At 72.1% G+C, this 18,258-nt stretch carries 22 protein-coding genes; 8 read left to right on the top strand and 14 right to left on the bottom strand.

The window, feature by feature from the left end; all coding sequences use genetic code 11:
* Positions 1 to 90: 90 nt before the first annotated feature.
* From ACFV2J_RS08610 to ACFV2J_RS08590, 5 genes are all read right to left on the bottom strand, one after another.
* Positions 91 to 1,065 carry an electron transfer flavoprotein subunit alpha/FixB family protein gene (locus ACFV2J_RS08610; RefSeq protein WP_385437801.1) on the bottom strand — a complete coding sequence of 325 codons (975 nt, stop codon included), beginning with the start codon at positions 1,063 to 1,065 and terminating at the stop codon, positions 91 to 93.
* A 75-nt stretch (positions 1,066 to 1,140) separates the two neighbouring features.
* Positions 1,141 to 1,926: an electron transfer flavoprotein subunit beta/FixA family protein gene (locus tag ACFV2J_RS08605; RefSeq protein WP_385097953.1), complete on the bottom strand. Its 786-nt coding sequence runs from the start codon at positions 1,924 to 1,926 to the stop codon at positions 1,141 to 1,143.
* Positions 1,927 to 2,133: 207 nt separating this feature from the next.
* Complete coding sequence (locus ACFV2J_RS08600; RefSeq protein ID WP_385437799.1) at positions 2,134 to 2,643, bottom strand: flavin reductase family protein; 510 nt, start codon at positions 2,641 to 2,643, stop codon at positions 2,134 to 2,136.
* An 80-nt stretch (positions 2,644 to 2,723) separates the two neighbouring features.
* On the bottom strand, positions 2,724 to 2,804 hold the full coding sequence (locus ACFV2J_RS08595) for a putative leader peptide (RefSeq protein WP_385086515.1): 81 nt from the start codon (positions 2,802 to 2,804) through the stop codon (positions 2,724 to 2,726).
* A gap of 126 nt (positions 2,805 to 2,930) precedes the next feature.
* Complete coding sequence (locus ACFV2J_RS08590) at positions 2,931 to 3,344, bottom strand: TlpA family protein disulfide reductase (protein WP_385086517.1); 414 nt, start codon at positions 3,342 to 3,344, stop codon at positions 2,931 to 2,933.
* Between the two features lie 75 nt (positions 3,345 to 3,419).
* On the opposite strand from ACFV2J_RS08590, the gene ACFV2J_RS08585 reads away from it, so the two are divergent.
* Both ACFV2J_RS08585 and ACFV2J_RS08580 read left to right on the top strand, forming a co-directional pair.
* Positions 3,420 to 3,836 carry a DUF4395 domain-containing protein gene (locus ACFV2J_RS08585; RefSeq protein WP_385086467.1) on the top strand — a complete coding sequence of 139 codons (417 nt, stop codon included), beginning with the start codon at positions 3,420 to 3,422 and terminating at the stop codon, positions 3,834 to 3,836.
* A gap of 187 nt (positions 3,837 to 4,023) precedes the next feature.
* Positions 4,024 to 4,752: a lysophospholipid acyltransferase family protein gene (locus ACFV2J_RS08580; protein ID WP_385086470.1), complete on the top strand. Its 729-nt coding sequence runs from the start codon at positions 4,024 to 4,026 to the stop codon at positions 4,750 to 4,752.
* A gap of 4 nt (positions 4,753 to 4,756) precedes the next feature.
* Here ACFV2J_RS08580 and ACFV2J_RS08575 read toward each other — a convergent pair whose 3' ends face one another.
* The 5 genes from ACFV2J_RS08575 to ACFV2J_RS08555 form a co-directional block, all read right to left on the bottom strand.
* Complete coding sequence (locus ACFV2J_RS08575; protein WP_385086473.1) at positions 4,757 to 5,449, bottom strand: B3/4 domain-containing protein; 693 nt, start codon at positions 5,447 to 5,449, stop codon at positions 4,757 to 4,759.
* 22 nt (positions 5,450 to 5,471) lie between these two features.
* Positions 5,472 to 6,044: a transglutaminase domain-containing protein gene (locus ACFV2J_RS08570; RefSeq protein ID WP_385086476.1), complete on the bottom strand. Its 573-nt coding sequence runs from the start codon at positions 6,042 to 6,044 to the stop codon at positions 5,472 to 5,474.
* Between the two features lie 91 nt (positions 6,045 to 6,135).
* Positions 6,136 to 7,209 (bottom strand): threonine aldolase family protein, encoded by a 1,074-nt coding sequence (locus ACFV2J_RS08565; protein WP_385086479.1) that lies wholly within the window; start codon positions 7,207 to 7,209, stop codon positions 6,136 to 6,138.
* A complete protein-coding gene (locus tag ACFV2J_RS08560; RefSeq protein ID WP_385086520.1) occupies positions 7,206 to 7,952 on the bottom strand; it encodes an SDR family NAD(P)-dependent oxidoreductase in 747 nt (248 codons plus the stop codon). Before ACFV2J_RS08560 ends, ACFV2J_RS08565 begins: the two co-directional genes overlap by 4 nt.
* A gap of 35 nt (positions 7,953 to 7,987) precedes the next feature.
* Entirely contained in the window at positions 7,988 to 9,385 is a 1,398-nt protein-coding gene (locus ACFV2J_RS08555) for a DUF6421 family protein (RefSeq protein ID WP_385086482.1), read from the bottom strand.
* A gap of 432 nt (positions 9,386 to 9,817) precedes the next feature.
* Between ACFV2J_RS08555 and ACFV2J_RS08550 the strand changes: the two genes are divergently transcribed.
* Complete coding sequence (locus tag ACFV2J_RS08550; RefSeq protein ID WP_385086485.1) at positions 9,818 to 10,501, top strand: glycerophosphodiester phosphodiesterase; 684 nt, start codon at positions 9,818 to 9,820, stop codon at positions 10,499 to 10,501.
* Positions 10,502 to 10,561: 60 nt separating this feature from the next.
* On the opposite strand, the gene ACFV2J_RS08545 is transcribed toward ACFV2J_RS08550, so the two are convergent.
* A complete protein-coding gene (locus tag ACFV2J_RS08545) occupies positions 10,562 to 11,104 on the bottom strand; it encodes a GNAT family N-acetyltransferase (protein WP_385086488.1) in 543 nt (180 codons plus the stop codon).
* A gap of 264 nt (positions 11,105 to 11,368) precedes the next feature.
* Here ACFV2J_RS08545 and ACFV2J_RS08540 point away from each other — a divergent pair, with 264 nt between their 5' ends.
* Complete coding sequence (locus ACFV2J_RS08540; protein ID WP_385086491.1) at positions 11,369 to 11,761, top strand: VOC family protein; 393 nt, start codon at positions 11,369 to 11,371, stop codon at positions 11,759 to 11,761.
* A 148-nt stretch (positions 11,762 to 11,909) separates the two neighbouring features.
* Here the strand turns inward: ACFV2J_RS08540 and ACFV2J_RS08535 are convergent, their stop codons facing one another.
* On the bottom strand, positions 11,910 to 12,473 hold the full coding sequence (locus ACFV2J_RS08535) for a MarR family winged helix-turn-helix transcriptional regulator (RefSeq protein ID WP_385086494.1): 564 nt from the start codon (positions 12,471 to 12,473) through the stop codon (positions 11,910 to 11,912).
* Positions 12,470 to 14,149, bottom strand: coding sequence for an FUSC family protein (locus ACFV2J_RS08530; RefSeq protein WP_385437794.1), 1,680 nt, complete (start codon positions 14,147 to 14,149; stop codon positions 12,470 to 12,472). The genes ACFV2J_RS08535 and ACFV2J_RS08530 overlap by 4 nt, the downstream gene beginning before the upstream one ends.
* Before the next feature lie 201 nt (positions 14,150 to 14,350).
* On the opposite strand from ACFV2J_RS08530, the gene ACFV2J_RS08525 reads away from it, so the two are divergent.
* From ACFV2J_RS08525 to ACFV2J_RS08515, 3 genes are all read left to right on the top strand, one after another.
* Positions 14,351 to 14,926 (top strand): DUF5134 domain-containing protein, encoded by a 576-nt coding sequence (locus tag ACFV2J_RS08525; protein ID WP_385086523.1) that lies wholly within the window; start codon positions 14,351 to 14,353, stop codon positions 14,924 to 14,926.
* Positions 14,927 to 15,043: 117 nt separating this feature from the next.
* Positions 15,044 to 15,979, top strand: coding sequence for a M56 family metallopeptidase (locus ACFV2J_RS08520; protein WP_385086500.1), 936 nt, complete (start codon positions 15,044 to 15,046; stop codon positions 15,977 to 15,979).
* A 426-nt stretch (positions 15,980 to 16,405) separates the two neighbouring features.
* On the top strand, positions 16,406 to 17,104 hold the full coding sequence (locus tag ACFV2J_RS08515) for an HAD family hydrolase (protein WP_385086503.1): 699 nt from the start codon (positions 16,406 to 16,408) through the stop codon (positions 17,102 to 17,104).
* A gap of 37 nt (positions 17,105 to 17,141) precedes the next feature.
* On the opposite strand, the gene ACFV2J_RS08510 is transcribed toward ACFV2J_RS08515, so the two are convergent.
* Entirely contained in the window at positions 17,142 to 17,387 is a 246-nt protein-coding gene (locus ACFV2J_RS08510; protein WP_168526749.1) for a DUF2630 family protein, read from the bottom strand.
* Positions 17,388 to 17,573: 186 nt separating this feature from the next.
* Here ACFV2J_RS08510 and ACFV2J_RS08505 point away from each other — a divergent pair.
* A partial coding sequence (locus ACFV2J_RS08505; RefSeq protein ID WP_385437791.1) for a TetR/AcrR family transcriptional regulator occupies positions 17,574 to 18,258 on the top strand: 685 nt, incomplete at its 3' end.

Below are 18,258 nucleotides of genomic sequence, written 5' to 3'. Positions count from 1 at the left end.
GGGGGGCGGCGGCGCGGCTCGCGCGCCGCCCCCCCCCCCCGCCCGCCCCGCGGCGCCCCCCCCCCGGCGCCCCCCCACGGCCGGACTCGATCAGCCCTTGCGGGCCTTGATCTCGTCGGTGAGCTGCGGGACGACCTCGAAGAGGTCGCCGACCACGCCGTAGTCGACGAGGTCGAAGATCGGGGCCTCGGCGTCCTTGTTGATCGCCACGATCGTCTTCGACGTCTGCATGCCGGCGCGGTGCTGGATGGCGCCGGAGATACCGGAGGCGATGTACAGCTGCGGCGAGACGGACTTGCCGGTCTGGCCGACCTGGTTGGAGTGCGGGTACCAGCCGGCGTCCACCGCGGCGCGCGAGGCGCCCACGGCCGCGCCGAGGGAGTCGGCGAGGTTCTCGATGACCGAGAAGTTCTCGGCGCCGTTGACGCCGCGGCCGCCGGAGACCACGATCGCGGCCTCGGTCAGCTCGGGGCGGCCGGTCGCCTCGCGCGGGGTGCGCGCGGTGACCTTGGTGCCGGTGGCCTTCTCCGAGAAGGAGACCGCGAGGGCCTCGACCGCGCCGGCGGCCGGGGCGGCCTCCACGGCGGCGCTGTTGGGCTTGACCGTGATGACCGGGGTGCCCTTGGAGACACGGGACTTGGTGGTGAAGGAGGCGGCGAACGCGGACTGCGTCGCCACCGGACCCTCGGCACCGGCTTCCAGGTCGACCGCGTCGGTGATGATGCCGGAGCCGATTCGGATCGCGAGGCGGGCCGCGATCTCCTTGCCCTCGGCGGAGGACGGGACGAGCACGGCGGCCAGGGAGCCCCCGGCGGACACCGCCTCGTACGCGGCCTGCAGGGCGTCCACCTTCGGCACGACCAGGTAGTCGGCGTACTCGGCGGCGTCGTGCGTGAGGACCTTCACCGCACCGTGCTCGGCGAGCGCGGCGGCGGTGTTCCCGGCACCGGAGCCGAGGGCGACGGCGACGGGCTCGCCGATGCGGCGGGCCAGCGTCAGCAGTTCCAGGGTGGGCTTGCGGACGGCACCGTCCACGTGGTCGACGTAGACGAGAACTTCAGCCATGGGACTTCTTCTCTCCTGCTTACGAAAGATGAGGGGCGGTCGGCGTGTCGGGGTTCAGCGAGCCTCGAACGGGGCTCAGATGAACTTCTGGCCCGCGAGGAACTCGGCGAGCTGCTTGCCGCCCTCGCCCTCGTCCTTGACGATCGTGCCGGCGGTGCGCGCCGGGCGCTCGGCGGCGGAGTCGACCTTGGTCCAGGCGCCTTCGAGACCGACCTCGTCCGCCTCGATCTCCAGGTCCTCCAGGTCCCAGGACTGAACCGGCTTCCTCTTGGCGGCCATGATGCCCTTGAAGGAGGGGTAGCGCGCCTCGCCCGACTGGTCGGTCACCGACACGACGGCCGGGAGGGAGGCCTCCAGCTGCTCGGAGGCGGTGTCGCCGTCACGGCGGCCCTTGACGACGCCGTCCTCGACGGAGACCTCGGACAGCAGCGTGACCTGCGGGACACCCAGACGCTCCGCGAGCAGCGCCGGGACGACACCGGCGGTGCCGTCGGTGGACGCCATGCCGGAGATGACCAGGTCGTAGCCGGCCTTCTCGATCGCCTTCGCGAGCACCAGCGAGGTGCCGATGGCGTCGGTGCCGTGCAGGTCGTCGTCCTCGACGTGGACGGCCTTGTCGGCACCCATCGACAGCGCCTTGCGCAGCGCGTCCTTGGCGTCCTCGGGGCCGACGGTCAGCACGGTGATCTCTGCGTCGTCCGCTTCGTCGGCGATCTGAAGCGCCTGCTCCACCGCGTACTCGTCGAGCTCCGAGAGCAGACCGTCCACGTCGTCACGGTCGACGGTCAGGTCATCGGCGAAGTGCCGGTCGCCAGTGGCGTCGGGCACGTACTTCACAGTGACAACGATCCTCAAGCTCACGCCGGCTCTCCTACTGCATCGTCATTTCTGGGCTGCCTTCTTTCAGGCAGCATAGGCGCCTGAAGCGGCCGATCCCGGTCGGGGCGGCCCGCGCTCCGAACGAAATATTACTCGCCAGTACATCCAGTTCCTGCCCACTGAGCAAGCGCTTTGCACTGTGACCTTGGCAACGCTGTGTAACCGACGAGTAGGTTCGGAAGGGCCGCGTCAGTCGCGCAGGCCGTTGAACCGGCCCTGGTGGTAGAGGAGCGGGCGCCCGGCGCCCGAGGGGTCGCCGAGGACGACCTCGGCCAGCACGATGCGGTGGTCCCCGGCCGGGACCCGCGCCACGATCCGGCACACGAGCCAGGCCAGCACGTCGTCGAGTACGGGAACGCGCTCGGGCCCCGCGCGCCAACGGGTGGGCGCGCCGAAGCGGTCGGCGCCGCTGCGGGCGAAGGTGGCGGCCAACTCCTGCTGGTGCTCGCCGAGTATGTGCACCCCGACGTGGTCGGACTCGGAGATCGCGGGCCAGCTGGACGCGCCGGAGCCCACGCCGAAGGAGATGATCGGGGGTTCCGCGGAGACGGACGTGAGCGAGGTGGCGGTGAATCCGACCGGACCTTCGTCGCCGCGCGCCGTGATCACGGCGACACCGGCGGCGTGCCGCCGGAAGACGGAGCGCAGCAGTTCGGGCGAGGCGAGCTGGTGGGTGCCGAGACCGGGCGTGGCCGTCAAGGAGTCGTCCTCACTGCGAGAGGTGTCGTGGGGGTCCCCCGTCCGGGCGGCGCCGAGGGCGGGAGAGGGTCCGCGGGTGCTCAACGGACCGGACAGCACGCACTCGCGGTGCGGACCAGGTCCACGTGGACACGCTCGAAGAGAAGGAGTTCCGGGGGCATACGGTCAGGCTGACGATAGGTGGCCCGCGCAGTCAAGTGCGCTCCGGCCTTTGGGAGCTGTCTCACCGTCGCCTCACAGGCGGACGGGGCCGGTCCGGACCGGCCGGGTCCCGGTGGCCGGCGGGGTCACACGGCCTCGCCGAGCGCCGCGATCACATCCGCCTTGCGCGGCTGGCCGGTCGCGCGGCGCACGATCCTTCCCTCGGCGTCCAGGACGAGCACGGTCGGCGTCTTGAGGATGTCCAGCTCACGGACGAGGTCGAGGTGGTCCTCGGCGTCGATCTCGACATGGGACACACCGGGCACCAGCCCGGCGACCTCGGCGAGCACCCGCCGGGTGGCCCGGCAGGGGGCGCAGAAGGCACTGGAGAACTGGACGAGCGTGGCCCGTTCGCCGAGCCCCTCCCCCAACTCCGCCGCGCCGAGCCGCTTTCCGCCGTCGCGTCCGCGCACTCTCACCCTCCCGCTCCGCCGCCGGTGCAGCAGTCCGTATCCGCTCGCCACGACGAGCACCGCCACGCACACCACAAGTCCGCTCATCATGTGCACAAGCATTCATGAGACCGCAAAGATTCCCGGGGCCGCGGATCGCCCCGGTTGCGGAATGCTTGATTCATGGACATCGACGTGAGGGGGCCGCGGTTCGGCGCGGCCGTGACGGCCGTCGTGCTGGCGGCCGTGCTGGTCACCGGCAGCGCCTGGCTACTGGCCTGGCAGACACTGGCGTTCGCGCTGGGTGCGGCGGGAGGCGTGGCGCGCTCTCCGTACGGCCTGCTGTTCAGGACGGCCGCACGTCCGCGGATCGGGCCGCCGACCGCGTTCGAGGCGCCGGGGCCACCGAGGTTCGCCCAGGCGGTCGGGCTGGCCTTCGCCGCGGTGGGGTTGATCGGTTACGCGGTGGGGCCCGGCTGGCTGGGGCTCGCGGCGACCGGCTGCGCGCTGGCCGCCGCGTTTCTGAATGCGGCGTTCGGGTACTGCCTGGGGTGCGAGATGTACCTGCTCGTACGCCGGGTTTCAGTACGCGTGCAGTAAAGGCGAGTTAAAAGTCCGAGGTCGATCACGGCGGGCGACGTGACGAGGATCTCGCCGCCGCGAGGCACCAGGACTGGCCACTCGTCCGTTCTTCGGGCACGATCTGCGCAATGCCGTAAACCTACGGCTGCGTAACTTCCCGCCGGGGGGACCCCTTCCCAGGCAGAGAGAAGGGTCCACCCCGTCCATGGCAGAGCTTGTCTACCGTCCCGTCGTCGGTCTCGCCCATACGTTGTTCAAGGCTTGGGACCTCAAGATCGACTGCAAGGGATCGGAGAACATTCCGCGCTCGGGCGGCGCCGTGCTGGTCAGCAACCACATCAGCTACCTGGACTTCATCTTCGACGGTCTCGCCGCCCTGCCGCAGAAGCGCCTGGTGCGCTTCATGGCGAAGGAGTCGGTGTTCCGGCACCGGATCTCCGGTCCGCTGATGCGGGGCATGAAGCACATCCCGGTGGACCGCAAGCAGGGTGAGACGGCGTACCAGCACGCGCTGGACTCGCTGCGCTCGGGCGAGATCGTCGGAGTCTTCCCCGAGGCGACCATCTCGCAGTCCTTCACGCTGAAGAGCTTCAAGTCGGGTGCCGCGCGCATGGCCCAGGAGGCCGGCGTCCCGCTGATCCCGATGGCGCTGTGGGGCACCCAGCGGCTGTGGACCAAGGGGCACCCGCGCAACTTCAAGCGCAGCCACACCCCGGTCACGATCCGGGTGGGCGAGCCGGTGGAGGCTCCCCAGGACCAGTACGCGGGCGCCATCACCCGGCGACTGCGCGAGCGGGTCCAGGAGCTCCTGGAAGCCGCGCAGCGCGCCTACCCCGTCCGCCCCAAGGGGCCGGACGACACCTGGTGGATGCCCGCGCACCTCGGCGGCACGGCACCGACCCCCGAAGAGGTCAAGGCGGCCGAGGCACGCTGAAGCGTCACTCCGGGGCACGCACCGTGACGCGTGCCCCGGGGCTGAACTTCGCCAGCAGGTCCGCGAGTTCGGCGGCCGCCGCCTCGATCCCGACCACCGGCAGCGGTGCGAGACCCTCCAGCAGGAAGATCGCGGAGGTGGACTCCTCCGTGAGCCGGGTACGCGGTCCCTGGCGCCAGTTCCAGCGCCGGCAGGTCACGCCGGCCCCGTCGCGCCACACCACTTCCCCCGCGTCCGGGTGCTCGACGGCCCCGGTGCCGCCGGCGACGGTCACGAACTCCTCGTCGCCCGTGGCCCGTACGAGCCGCATCCCGCCGCTGACGTGCGCGATGTCCTCGCCGCCGACCGGGATCAGATGGGCGACGCTGATCGCGTTGTAGAGGTCGACCAGCAAGTTGATCCGGGGCAGTCCGGCGTCCGACAGCGCCCTTCTGGCCAGCGCCTCCGCCGAGTTGCGGGTCCGCGAGGGCTTGGAACCGAAGGCCGTGTAGACCTCGCGCCAGGCCGCCATGTGCGGGTCCTCGTGCGGAGCGCGTCCGTCCAGCCGTCCGGCCAGCCTCCGGGCCGCGTCGTCGAGCAGCGCCGAAGTCCCCTCGGTGCTCGGCCCGTTGGAGAGCCCGTGGGCCTCGACGGCGACGTGGGTGAAGCCGGGTGCCAGGGCGCGCACCTCGTCGGAGACCGTGAGCGTGAGAGTCATGATCCGCGGTGCCTGCCTTGCCTCAGAGTGCGGTGGGAAGCGTCTTCCACAGACGCGGCCGGTCGGGGGCGGCTCTGAGAGCGCTCAGCACGGCCGGGTGAGGTTCAGCGTACAGGACTGGATAGTCCAGCTCATTGGACTGAGGGTCGGGCGTGAAGGCGAGCCGCTCGCCGTCCAGGGAGAACTGCGCGTCCACCCCCGGTTTGTTGCCGCGGGGGTCCTGCCGGTGCCAGGCCCCGTGGAACCGGACGGCCACCAGCCCGTGCACCTCGTCGAACCTCTGGTAACAGAACGCCGTCGGGATGTCCTCGGCACGCAGCAGCGCGGCCAGGGCGTGGGCCTTCGCGTAACAGATCCCGGTACGCCGCTCCAGGACGTCGGAGGCGCGCCAGGTGACCCGCGGGTCACCGGAGTCGTGCGAGTGCGGGATGGTGTCGCGCACGAATTCGAAGGCCGCTCGCGCATAGGCATACGAGTCGGTGGCGTCCTTCGCGAGCCGGGCAGCCGTCTCCCGCACCAGCGGATGGCGGTGGTCGATCACTTCGTCGTCGGCCAAGTACGCGGAGAGGTCGGGGTTTTCCTGGATGAGCCGCATAGCCGCAGAGCATAGGAATACGGCCGACCGCAAGTCAATGACTTTTCGGTCGACCGTATATCTATGCAGACCCTTCGAGGTGGACGCGCGGCTAGCGCTGGGCCATCTCCTCCTTGAGCGCGGCCAGGAACCCGTCGACGTCGTCCTCGGTCGTGTCGAAGGAGCACATCCAGCGGACGTCGCCCGCGGCCTCGTCCCAGAAGTAGAAGCGGTAACGCTTCTGCAGCCGCTCGCTCACGTCGTGCGGGAGACGGGCGAAGACCGCGTTGGCCTGCACCGGGTGGAGGATCTCCACGCCGTGCACCGAGCGCACGCCCTCGGCCAGCCGCTGGGCCATCCCGTTGGAGTGGCGGGCGTTGCGCAGCCACAGGTCCTTGGCGAGCAGCGCCTCCAACTGCACGGAGACGAAGCGCATCTTGGAGGCCAGCTGCATGGAGAGCTTGCGCAGATGCTTCATGTGCCGGACGGCGTCCTGGTTGATGACGACGACCGCCTCGCCGTACAGCGCGCCGTTCTTCGTCCCGCCGAGGCTGAGGATGTCGACGCCGACCGCGTTGGTGAACGTCCGCATCGGGACGTCGAGCGAGGCGGCCGCGTTGGCTATCCGGGACCCGTCCAGGTGCACTTTCATGCCGTGCGCGTGGGCGTGGTCGCAGATGTCACGGATCTCGTCGGGCGTGTAGAGCGTGCCGAGCTCGGTGCTCTGGGTGATCGAGACGACCTGCGGCATGGCGCGGTGCTCGTCGTCCCAGCCGTACGCCTGCCGGTCGATCAGCTCGGGGGTGAGCTTGCCGTCGGGCGTCGGGACGGTGAGCAGCTTGAGGCCGCCCATGCGCTCGGGCGCGCCGCCCTCGTCGACGTTGATGTGCGCGCTCTCCGCGCAGATCACCGCGCCCCAGCGGTCGGTGACCGCCTGGAGCGCGACCACGTTGGCCCCGGTGCCGTTGAAGACCGGGAAGGCCTCCGCGGTGGCACCGAAGTGGCTGCGGACGATCCTCTGCAGGTTCGCCGTGTAGTCGTCCTCGCCGTACGCGACCTGGTGTCCGCCGTTGGCCAGCGCCACCGCCGCGAGCACCTCGGGGTGGGCGCCCGCGTAGTTGTCGCTGGCGAAGCCGCGGACGGCCGGGTCGTGGTGACGCCGGGCGTCGGTCTTCGGAGGGTTCACGGCTTCTCGGTCAGCCACAGACGTTTTCCGTTCACTTCACCGGCGGGCAGGTCCCAGACGCCCGCGATGGACTCCGCCAGCGCGTCGACGTCCGTGAAGCCCGCGAACTTCGCGTTCGGGCGCTCGGCGCGCATCGCGTCGTGCACCAGTGCCTTGACCACCAGGATGGCAGCGGCGGAGGTGGGACCCGCCTCGCCCCCCGCCTTGCGGAAGAAGTCGGCCATGGCCAGCGTCCAGGCCTCGGCGGCGGCCTTGCCCGCGGCGTACGCGGCGTTGCTCGCGGTCGGCTTGCTCGCGGCCGCGGCGCTGATCAGGACGTACCGGCCCCGGTCGCTGCGCTGCAGCGCCTCGTGGAACGCGAGGGAGGTGTGCTGCACGGTGCGGACGAGCAGCAGCTCCAGGAAGTCCCAGTCGTCCAGACTCGTCTTCGTGAAGGTCTCGCTGCCGCGCCAGCCGCCGACGAGGTGGACCAGACCGTCGACGCGGCCGAAGTCCTTCTCGATGCGGGTGGCCCACTCGCGCGTCGACCCCAGGTCGAGCAGGTCGACCGTGTCCCCGACGACGGTGGCGCCGCCGTGCCCGTAGCGGGCCGCGTCCACGGCCGCCGCGAGCCGCTCGGGGTCGTTGTCCGAGCCGACGACGGTCGCACCCGCGTCGGCGAGCCGGGCCAGCGTCGCGCGTCCGGCGGGTCCCCCCGCGCCGGCCACCGCGATCACCGCACCGCTGAGAGCTCCGTTCGCCATCTTCTTCGCCTCCTGAGCGTCCTCGGCGCGGGCGCTCACGCGGCGACCCGCTCGGCGCCGGCCGCGGTGATGCCCCTGGTCGAGGCGATCACGTTCTTCAGCTTCTTGGAGAGCGCCTCATAGAACATGCTCAGCGGAAACTCGTCCGGAAGCACGTCGTCCACGAGCTTACGCGGGGGAAGGTCCAGATCCAGGGCGTCCGGGCCCTTGGCCCAGCGCGATCCCGGGTGCGGGGCGAGGTAGGCGGAGACCAGCTCGTACGCCTTGAACCAGTGGACGAGCTTGGGACGGTCGATGCCGGCCCGGTAGAGCTCCTCGATCTCGGCGCACAGCTGGTTGGTGACCTGCGGGGCGCGCTGCCAGTCGATGTGCAGCTTGTTGTCGGTCCAGCGGACGACGTCGTGCTTGTGCAGGTAGGCGAAGAGCAGCTGCCCGCCGAGGCCGTCGTAGTTGCGCACGCGGTCACCGGTGACCGGGAAGCGGAACATCCGGTCGAAGAGCACCGCGTACTGCACGTCACGGCCGTGCTGGTGGCCCTCGGCCTCCAGCTTCACGGCCTCCTTGAAGGCGGTGAGGTCGCAGCGCAGCTCTTCGAGGCCGTACATCCAGAACGGCTGCCGCTGCTTGATCATGAACGGGTCGAAGGGCAGGTCGCCGTGGCTGTGGGTGCGGTCGTGGACCATGTCCCACAGCACGAAGGCCTGCTCGCAGCGCTCCTGGTCCTGCACCATGGCGGCGATGTCCTCGGGCAGCTCGAGGCCCAGGACGTCCACGGCGGCCTCGGTGACGGCGCGGAAGCGTGCGGCCTCGCGGTCGCAGAAGATGCCGCCCCAGCTGAAGCGCGCCGGCGCCTCGCGCACGGCGATGGTCTCCGGGAAGAGGACGGCCGAGTTCGTGTCGTAGCCGGCCGTGAAGTCCTCGAAGGTGATCCCGCAGAACAGCGGGTTGTCGTATCGGGTGCGCTCCAGCTCGGCCAGCCAGTCCGGCCAGACCATGCGCAGCACGACCGCCTCGAAGTTGCGGTCCGGGTTGCCGTTCTGCGTGTACATCGGGAAGACCACCAGGTGCTGGAGGCCGTCCTCACGGTTCGCGGCGGGCTGGAAGGCGAGCAGCGAGTCCAGGAAGTCGGGGACCTGGAAGCCCCCGTCGGCCCAGCCGCGCAGATCCTTCACGAGCGCCTCGTGGTAGGCGGCGTCGTGCGGCAGCAGCGGGGCGAGCCGCTCGACGGCGTCTATCGCCCGGCGTACGGCCAGACCGGCGTCCGCGGCGTCCGGGGCGCCCTCCGCCTCGAAGTCGATCGAGCCGTCCTTGGACTGCCACGGCCGGATCTCCTCCACGGCATCCTTGAGCACGGGCCAAGCCGGATGCTCCACCACCCTGCCCACGGGAGGAACCTGCTCCTCCGTACCCACCTGCACAAGAATTTCCGTCATGTCTCATCCTCCACGGGAGAACCTCGCGTATGCACACCGTATGTAAATGAGGTTCCTTCTCGCAAGGGGAGACTCGATAGATTATCCTGCGCAACCCCCACCTTCACCGCTCTTTTTCCTGTCGTACACCGCGTGGGCGACCACTTCCGCCAAACGGTAGGAGCGTTCCGGGCATCCGCGGGAGGTCATGACGGCGGGCCGGACCGCCGTGCGGGCCGTGGTCGCCCGACGCGTCAACCACCACAGGACTCGCCCACCCCCGGGTGACCCGGCCCGGCCGGGCCGGGCGTCCCCCGCCCGGCCGGGACACGCCCCGCCTGGCGTACGAGCGGGTACATCGCGCGGCCGGGCGATTAGGCTGCGGCCTTGCCGCGTGGGCGCCGCCGGGACCACGCGCGCGCAGAGCCGCCGTCGACGGAAGCGAGTCGCGTCTTGAACTTCCTCACCATCGGTCATCGCGGAGTGATGGGTGTCGAGCCCGAGAACACCCTCCGTTCCTTCATCGCCGCCCAGAACGCGGGCCTCGACCTGATCGAACTCGATCTGCATCTGAGCAAGGACGGCGCACTCGTCGTCATGCACGACGCGGAGGTGGACCGTACGACCGACGGTTCGGGGCCGATCTCCGAGATGACACTCGCGGAGCTGCGGGCGCTGGACGCCGGGTGCGGTGAGCGCGTGCCCGTCTTCGAAGAGGTCCTGGACGCCGTCAGGGCGCCGTTGCAGGCCGAGATCAAGGACACGGCGGCCGCGCGGGCCCTGGCCGACGTGATGCACCGGCGCGACCTGGTGGGACGCGTCGAGGTGTCGTCGTTCCACGACGAGGCCATCGCCGAGGTCACCCGGCTGGTGCCGGGCGTCCGCACCGCGCTGATCGCGAGCCGCTACGGCGTCGACGTCGTGGACCGCGCCGTGGAGACCGGTGCCGCGACCGTCTGTCTCAACATCCGCCGGCTGACCCTGGAGGTCGTCGAGCACGCCCGCAAGTCCGGTCTGAGGATCATCGGGTGGGTGGTGAACACCCAGGACCAGCTGCGGCTGGTGCGTGCCCTGGAGCTGGACGGCGCGACCACCGACTACCCCGAGATCAAACGCACCGGCCGTTTCACCGCGTGACGCCCGCGCCGACGCCCGCCCGGGCGCCCGCGTCGCGGGCGCCCACGGCCTCGGCGGACGTCAGGCCAGCGGCTTGACCAGCAGCTCGAACCGCAGGTCGTCGCGCTGCGGGACACCGAAGCGCTCGTCGCCGTACGGGAACGGGGTCATCCGTCCCGTACGGCGGTAGCCGCGCCGCTCGTACCAGGCGATGAGGTCGTCCCGTACGGAGATCACGGTCATGTGCATCTCCGCGGCCCCCCAGGTCTCGCGCGCGTACGCCTCCGCCTCGGCGAGGACCACCTTGCCGAGGCCGCCGCCCTGGAGCGTCGGGCTGACCGCGAACATACCGAAGTAGGCGTGGTCGCCACGGTGCTCCAACTGGCAGCACGCGACGACGGCGCCGTCCCGCTCGACGGTCAGCAGCCGGCTGTCGGACGCCTTGATGACACCGAGCACGCCCTCCGGATCGGTCCGCTGCCCCTGGAGGATGTCCGCCTCCGTGGTCCAGCCGGCCCGGCTGGAGTCACCGCGGTACGCGGACTCGATCAGCGCGACGAGGACGTCCACGTCCGCGTCGGTGGCGTCGCGGAAGGTCAGTCCCTGGGAGGCGGCGGTGTCCATGGAGCGGTTCCTCGAATCTCTGGATCGTCTGGATCTCTGGCGCGGCTCGGGCACCGCCGAGCGTAACTCCCCGTCCGAGGGCGGTGCCGCGACCCCCGGTCGATCACCGCGCGACGACCCCGCGGGCGCCTCACCGCGCAGCACAGCGCCCGGACCCGCCCGGTACGAAGGCGCCCCGCGGACCCTCCGCCGCACGACGCACCGCGTCCGACGCCGCGCGCTGATCCACCGGCGATCACGGGACAGCCCTTAGGCTCCGGGGGCATGGTGCATGTACTGAGCAGCCGGACCCTTCTGCGCCCCGCCGACCCGGAGCGCTCCCGCGCCTTCTACGGCGGGCAGCTGGGCCTCGCCGTCCACCGGGAGTTCGGTACGGGGCCCGAGCGCGGCACCGTCTACTTCCTCGGCGGCGGTTTCCTGGAGGTCTCCGGGCGTTCCGACGTGCCGCCCTCGCCCGCGCTCAGGCTGTGGCTCCAGGTGGCCGACGCGGCCGCGGCCCACGAGGAGCTGACGGCCGCCGGCGTCGAGGTCGTCCGTCCGCCGGTGCGGGAGCCCTGGGGGCTGATCGAGATGTGGATCGCGGACCCGGACGGTACCGAGATCGTGCTCGTGGAGATCCCGGCGGATCATCCGCTGCGCTACCGGCCCGGTGTCTGAGGGCGGCCGGAGCAGGGGTGTCCGTGTCGGCGCCACCCTGTCGGGGAGCGCCGCGCGCACGGAACCCGCAGGTGCCGGAGCACGGCGGAGCGGGCGGGCGCCGAAGCCGGCGCGCCGAGCGGGGTCTGCGGGCGCCGCCCGGCCTCGCTCAGCCGCGCGGGACCCCGAGACGGCCCTCCAGCTGGCCGAGCAACTCACCGAGCAGTGAGGCGAGTTCACGTCGGCGGGCCGGGTCGATGCCGGACAGGGCCGTCGTCTCGTAGGCGAGTTGCTGGGGCAGGATGCCGTCGACGAGTTCACGTCCCGCGTCGGTGAGCCGGACGTGCGCGACCCGGCGGTCACGGGTGTCGCCGCGCCGTTCGACCAGGCCGCGCTCGGTCAGCTGCTTGAGACGCTTGGTGACGGCCGCGCCGGAGGAGAACGTCTCGCGGGCGATCTCGCTGGGGGTCAGCTCGTGTCCGGTACGGCGCAGGGTCCCGAGGACGTCGAACTCGGGGCGGGTCAGCCCGGCCCGGCGCAGCGGGGCGTCCTCGGCCTGCTGGAGGAGCGCGGCCGAACGGTTGATGCGGCCGATGATCTCCATCGGGCCGGTGTCGATGTCGGGGTGCACCGCACGCCATTGCTGCACGACGGCGGCCATCGTGTCCCCGGGCGCCACCGCCCGTCCGGCGCCGGTCTCTCCGTCCGCGGCCCGCCCGTTCGCTGCCGTCATGCCTGTGCGCCCTCCACGGAGTGCAGTCCCTGCCGTCGTACCGTCGCCGCGAGCGTACGGTGTCCGGACCGTTCCACCCGCATCACCCGCTCCTCCGGCAGGGCGCGTTGCCACCATTCGCCGGCCGCGGCGTCGGCGGCGGCACGCAGCTCGACGACGGCGCGGGCCAGGTCGCGGCGGGCGGATTCCAGGGCGCCGGGCGCGGGACGCTCGGCACCGAGGAGCCGTGCGGCGCTCTCGTCGGCGTGCTCGACCGCGTCGAGGGCGTCCTCGACGCGGTCACCGGCCCGCCGGTTGGTGACGGCGACCGCCGCGGCGAAGCCGACCAGGGCCCCCACCAGGGTGTCCACGACCCGGTCGGTCATCAGCTCGCCGGACCGCTGGACGTGGGCGAACTCGGTGATGAGCAGGGCCATGGGGGTGACACAGACGCTGCCGAGCCAGTAGTTGCGGCCGATCAGCGCCTCGGCGCCGAAGTTGAGGGCGAGACAGCACAGGACGAGGGCCGCCGGTCCGAGGTGGGCGAACGGGACGAGGGCGGCGAAGAGGAGTACGCCGACGAGGTTGCCGACGACGCGCTGCACACCCCGGCTCCAGGTCAGGGTGACGTTGGTCTGGTAGAGCGAGGCGGCGGTGACGAGGGCCCAGTAGGGGCGGCCGACGCCGAGGGCGAGCGAGGCGTAGCCGGCCAGCGAGCAGCCGAGCGCGACGCGCAGCGCGATCGGGGCCAGTGGACCCAGCCGCCGCGGCAACGACTCCTCCCCGAAGGCGAGTTCGACTTCCACACCGACGAGTTCGCGGGCGGCCTCGCCGAGGTCGTCCGGGTGCGGTACGGGGCCGGTGCCGCGCAGGTCGCGCGCCCAGCCGCGCAGTCGCTCGGGCTCCGTGTCGGCGGGCGCCGCCATCGCCACCTCGGCCCGTACGACGAGCCGTTCGAGGGCGCGGCGGGGCGCGGAGCGGGCGCCGGCGGAGAGCAGTGACTGCCAGGCACCGTGCACGGCGGCGGCCGCGGTGGCGCGGGCCCGGGCGGATGCGGCACCGCCGCCCCGCGTCCCCGCGTACGCCGCGGCGGCGTCGAGCGCGTGCGCGGTGGCCCGGCGCTCCGGGCCGTGCGGGCGGAGCAGTCCCGGGGCCATGCCGACGATCCAGGCCCATGCGCCCGCGGCGGCGCCGAGCGCGAGATGGCCGGGGACCTCGCCGAGCGTCTGCGGCACGAACAGGGACGCGGAGCTGATGAAGGAGAGGACCACGTGACCGGGCGGCCCGATCCGGGTGGCGTCGCACAGCACCTTCTGCGCGGCGGCCAGCAGAGCGCCGACCGTGACCAGCAGGACGGGGCTCGTGGTGAGGGAGGCCGCGGTCAGGGCGACGGCGAGTCCGGCGAGCATGCCGAGCACCACCCCGGCGAGGGCCCGGGCCCGGGCGGCGTAGGGACGGTTGTGGGCGTAGAGCGCGCAGAGCGACCCGGCCATGGTGTACATCGCCAGGTCCAGCCGGCCGAGTGCCAGGAGGGCCAGGTTCGGCGGGGCCACCGAGACCACCACGCTCAGGGCGGGCTTGAACCAGATGTCGGAGGGCCGACCGAGGCGGAGCACCCCGGCCAGCGGGAGGCGACGCACGCCCGAGGGGTGACGGGTGCGGCGCGTCCTGGGGGTCTGGGGGGTCGCGGTGCTCATACGGTGAAGAATAACAGATGTTTTATAAGTAAAACACTTGCGTTACATATCGGTGTCGTCACCTCCACCTCTCCCACCTGCGACGCTCCCCGTACGCTCCCCCGAATGCACCCTTGCGCCCGGTCGTCACCGGCTTGCACGGAGCCGTGCGCGGGCATGCCCGGTCCGACGTCCGACAGCGTCGAGCGGGGGAGGTACACGGTGCACGGACCGGCTTCGCCCGGCTGGCTGCTCGTCGCGCTGTGCGCGGCGACCGGGGCCTACTGCCTGCTGCGGATGCGCAGCGCGATCGAGGAACAGCGCCGCACGGCCGGCGGCGAGGCGCTCATGGGGTTCGGCATGGCGGCGATGGCCGTGCCCGCGGCCGTGGTCGCCCCGCCGCACTGGGCCTGGCTCGGGTACGCCGCGGTGTTCGGCGCGGCCGCCCTGCGCGCACTGTGGGCGGCTCGCGGCGGCGGCCACCATCTGCACCATCTGGTGGGGGCCTGCGCGATGGTCTACATGGCGGGCGTGATGGCCGCCTCCCCCGGACACCACCACACGCACGGCGGTTCCGGCGTGCCGCTGGTGACGGGGGCACTCCTTCTCTACTTCACCGCGTATGTGCTGCTGTCCGGGTTCCGGCTGCTGCCGGTCGGCGTCGCGGCCGGAACCGGCGGGACGACGGTCACGGCCGGTCCCGCCCGCGCCCCCGGCTGGGGCGACCGTCCCGAGCTGTCACAGGCGTGCCGGCTGTCGATGGGTATCGCGATGCTCGCCATGCTGGTCACGCTCTGACCCGTGCGCCCGTCCACCCCGCGGGACCGCTCCGACCGCCCCGGGAAACCGTGGTGTACGTCACTTTGCCGTCGCCGCCCGTATCCCCCGGCGACGCTCCGCTCATAGGCTTCACCCATGATGGTCCCCGCGGCACTGTTGCTGCTCGGCGCCCTGGCCGCCGTGGTCGCTCCACGGCTGCTCGCCCGGGCGGACTGGCCGGACCGCGAACCTGTGGTCGCCCTGTGGGTGTGGCAGTGCGTGGTGGCGGCCGTTCTGCTGTGCTGTGTGCTGTCGATGACGCTGAGTGCGGCGGCCGCCTGGGTGGCCGTACGCGGCCATGTGTTCGCTCCCGCGCCCCACTCGGTCGTGAACGCCTACGCGTTGAGCGCCAAGGGTCCGTGGGCCGCGACGACGGCGGTGGTGCTGGCCTGCGGCGGCGCGTGGACCGCGGCGATGCTGATCCGCGAAGTGCTCGGCGCGCGGGCGCGTCATCGCCACAGCCGCGCCGAACTGCGCCTGCGCGCACCGCTGTTGCCCGGCGAGGAGCCCAGCAGCGATCGGCTGGTGGTACTGGAGGGCGAGCGTCCGGACGCCTGGTTCCTGCCCGGTCCCGCACCTCAACTCGTCATCACCACGGCCGCGTTGCGCCGCCTCAAGGGTCGTCGGCTGGATGCCGTGCTCGCCCACGAGCAGGGGCACGCGCGGGCCCGGCACGACTGGCTGCTGCACTGCTCGGCCGCGCTCGCCGTCGGCTTCCCGTCGGTCCCGGTCTTCGCCGCGTTCCGCGACGAGATGCACCGCCTGGTCGAACTGGCCGCCGACGACATGGCGTCGCGCCGTTTCGGCCGTCTCACCATCGCCCTCGCACTGGTCGAACTCAACGAGGACCGGGGCGTGTTCGGACCCTGTCCGACCCCGCAGGCCCATCTCCCCGCGCGGGTGCGCCGACTCCTCACCCCCCAGGACCGGCTGACGCCGTCGCGGCGGCTGCGTCTGACGGCGGCGGCCACTCTGGTGCCCGTCGTCCCGCTGCTGGTGACGTTCGTACCGGCGCTGCGGGCACTCGGCTGAGACGTGCGACGCGGGCGCGCCGGCACCAGGCCAGAGGGTTCCCGGTGGCGCCGGATGATGTCGCGTGGGTCGGCAGGTTTCCACGCGGTTCGCGCCCTTCCGGTCGTACCTCGCGCCCTCCGGTCGTACGAGGAGCGCGACACCGCGCGGGCCGCGCGGACGGTGCTGGCCACGCCGAAGGCCCGACCGCTTGGACGGAGGGCTCACGGACCGGCCGACGCGTGCGGTTCGGCTCGCGCGGCGCCCTCAGACCGGCCGACGGGTGCGGTTCGGCCCGCGCGGCGCCCTCGGACCGGTCTCGGCTGCTGCCGGGTCGTCCGCACCCCCGTAGCAGCACAGGCGGCCCGGGCAGGGGCACGGCGGGGACACCGGTACCGCCCGGTGCGCCCTTGACCCGTACGGGCCGCGCCACCAAGGATCGCCCTCATGACGATCAAGTGCGTGCTCTTCGACTTCTCCGGAACCCTGTTCCGCGTCGAGTCCACCGAGTCCTGGCTGCGTGCCGTGCTGGCCGAGGCCGAAGTCACCGTCCCCGAGGCGGAGTTGACGCGGAAGGCGGCCGAACTGGAGGCCGCCGGCGCGCTCCCCGGCGGTGCCGTCCCCGCACGGCCGCTGCCGACGGAACTGGCGGAGGTGTGGCGTCGGCGCGACGAGAGTGCCGCGTCGCACCGCGCCGCGTTCACCGGCGCCTCCCGGCAGGTGCCGCTGCCCGATCCCGCGCTGCACGACGCACTGTACGACCGCCATATGAGTCCCGCCGCCTGGCGCCCCTATCCCGACGCGGTGGAGGTGCTCGCCGAGCTGCGCGGACGCGGGGTGGCGGTGGGCGTGGTCAGCAACATCGGCTGGGATCTGCGGCCCGTCTTCCGTGAGCACGGTCTCGACCCGTACGTGGGCGCCTACGTGCTGTCGTACGAGCACGGCGTCCAGAAACCGGACGTCCGGCTCTTCGCGACCGCCTGCGAGGCGCTGGGGGCGGCGCCCGAGGACACGCTGATGGTCGGGGACGACCGCCGGGCCGACGGAGGCGCGACGGCGCTGGGCTGCGCGGTGCACTTCGTGGACCACCTGCCCGTGGCGGCCCGGCCCGACGGACTGCGGCCGGTGCTGGACCTGATCGACTGACCGGCCGCCCGGCTTCCCGGCCCCGGCGGCCCCAGGCTCAGCTCTGGTAGCCCTCGACCTGCGAGGACGGCCGTACGTGGGCCTCGTCCGGGTTCTCCCCGAACTCGGTCTTCGCGCGCCGCTGACGCAGCAGGTCCCAGCACTGGTCGAGCTCGCGCTCCAGCTGCCCGAGCCGCTGATGTTCGGTGTCGGAGTCGATCTGCCCCGACGACAGGGCGTCGCGGAGCTGTCGCTCGTCGTCCACCATCGCCGTGATCTTCGCCAGGATCTGCTCTTGGTTCATGTCCGTAAGCCTCCTCGGGACTCGTGCCCACTGTAAGGAGAACCTCCCCCGCACCGCACGTCCGCCTGAGACGTTCCCCCGCGACGCCCCAGGCGGACGGCAGCCCGAAGCGGACCCCTGACGGGGTCGCGACCCGGACGGCCTGAGTATAGTTGGCTGGCAGCCAGTCAACACAGGAGTTACAGGATGTCCCCGCGCAGCCCGTCGGTCAACGAAGAGCTGCGGCGGCGTTCCCGGGAGCGACTTCTTCAGGCCGCGCTGGAGCTGGTGGGCGAGCGCGGATACGACGCGACGACGCTCGGGGACATAGCCGATCGCGCGGGATCCGCGCGCGGACTCGTGTCGTACTACTTCCCGGGCAAGCGCCAGCTCGTGCAGTCCGCGGTGCACCGGCTGATGCACCGCACGCTGGAGGAGGGCCTGGAGCGCGAACCGCGCACCGCGGACGGCCGGGAGCGGATGGCACGGGCCATCGACGCGGTCCTCGGCCTGGCCCGGGACAGGCCGGTCCTCATGCGTCAGCACATGGCCGGGATCCTGCAGGACGAGGGGTTCGTGCAGTGTCCCGAGCAGCAGCGGCTGGCGCAGCTCCTGCGGGAGACCGTCGCCGGTCACGGCTCACCGGACGCGGCCACCGACTACCCGATGCTGCGGGCGCTCCTCATGGGCGCGGTCTACGCGGCTCTGGTGCCGGGTGCGCCGATGCCCGTGCCGACGCTGCGGGCGGAGCTGTTCGAGCGCTACGACCTCGACTGGGAGATGGGGGTGGGGGGGCGGGCCCCGCGCGGGCCCCGGGGCGCGCCCGGGGGGGGGGGTGGGGGTGTGTGGGGAGGGGCCCCCCCCCCCCCCGCCGCCGTGGAGTTAGTGCGCG

This window comes from Streptomyces sp. NPDC059668, assembly GCF_042734135.1.
GTDB lineage: Bacteria > Actinomycetota > Actinomycetes > Streptomycetales > Streptomycetaceae > Streptomyces.
This window is presented reverse-complemented; position numbering and strand designations above follow the sequence as displayed.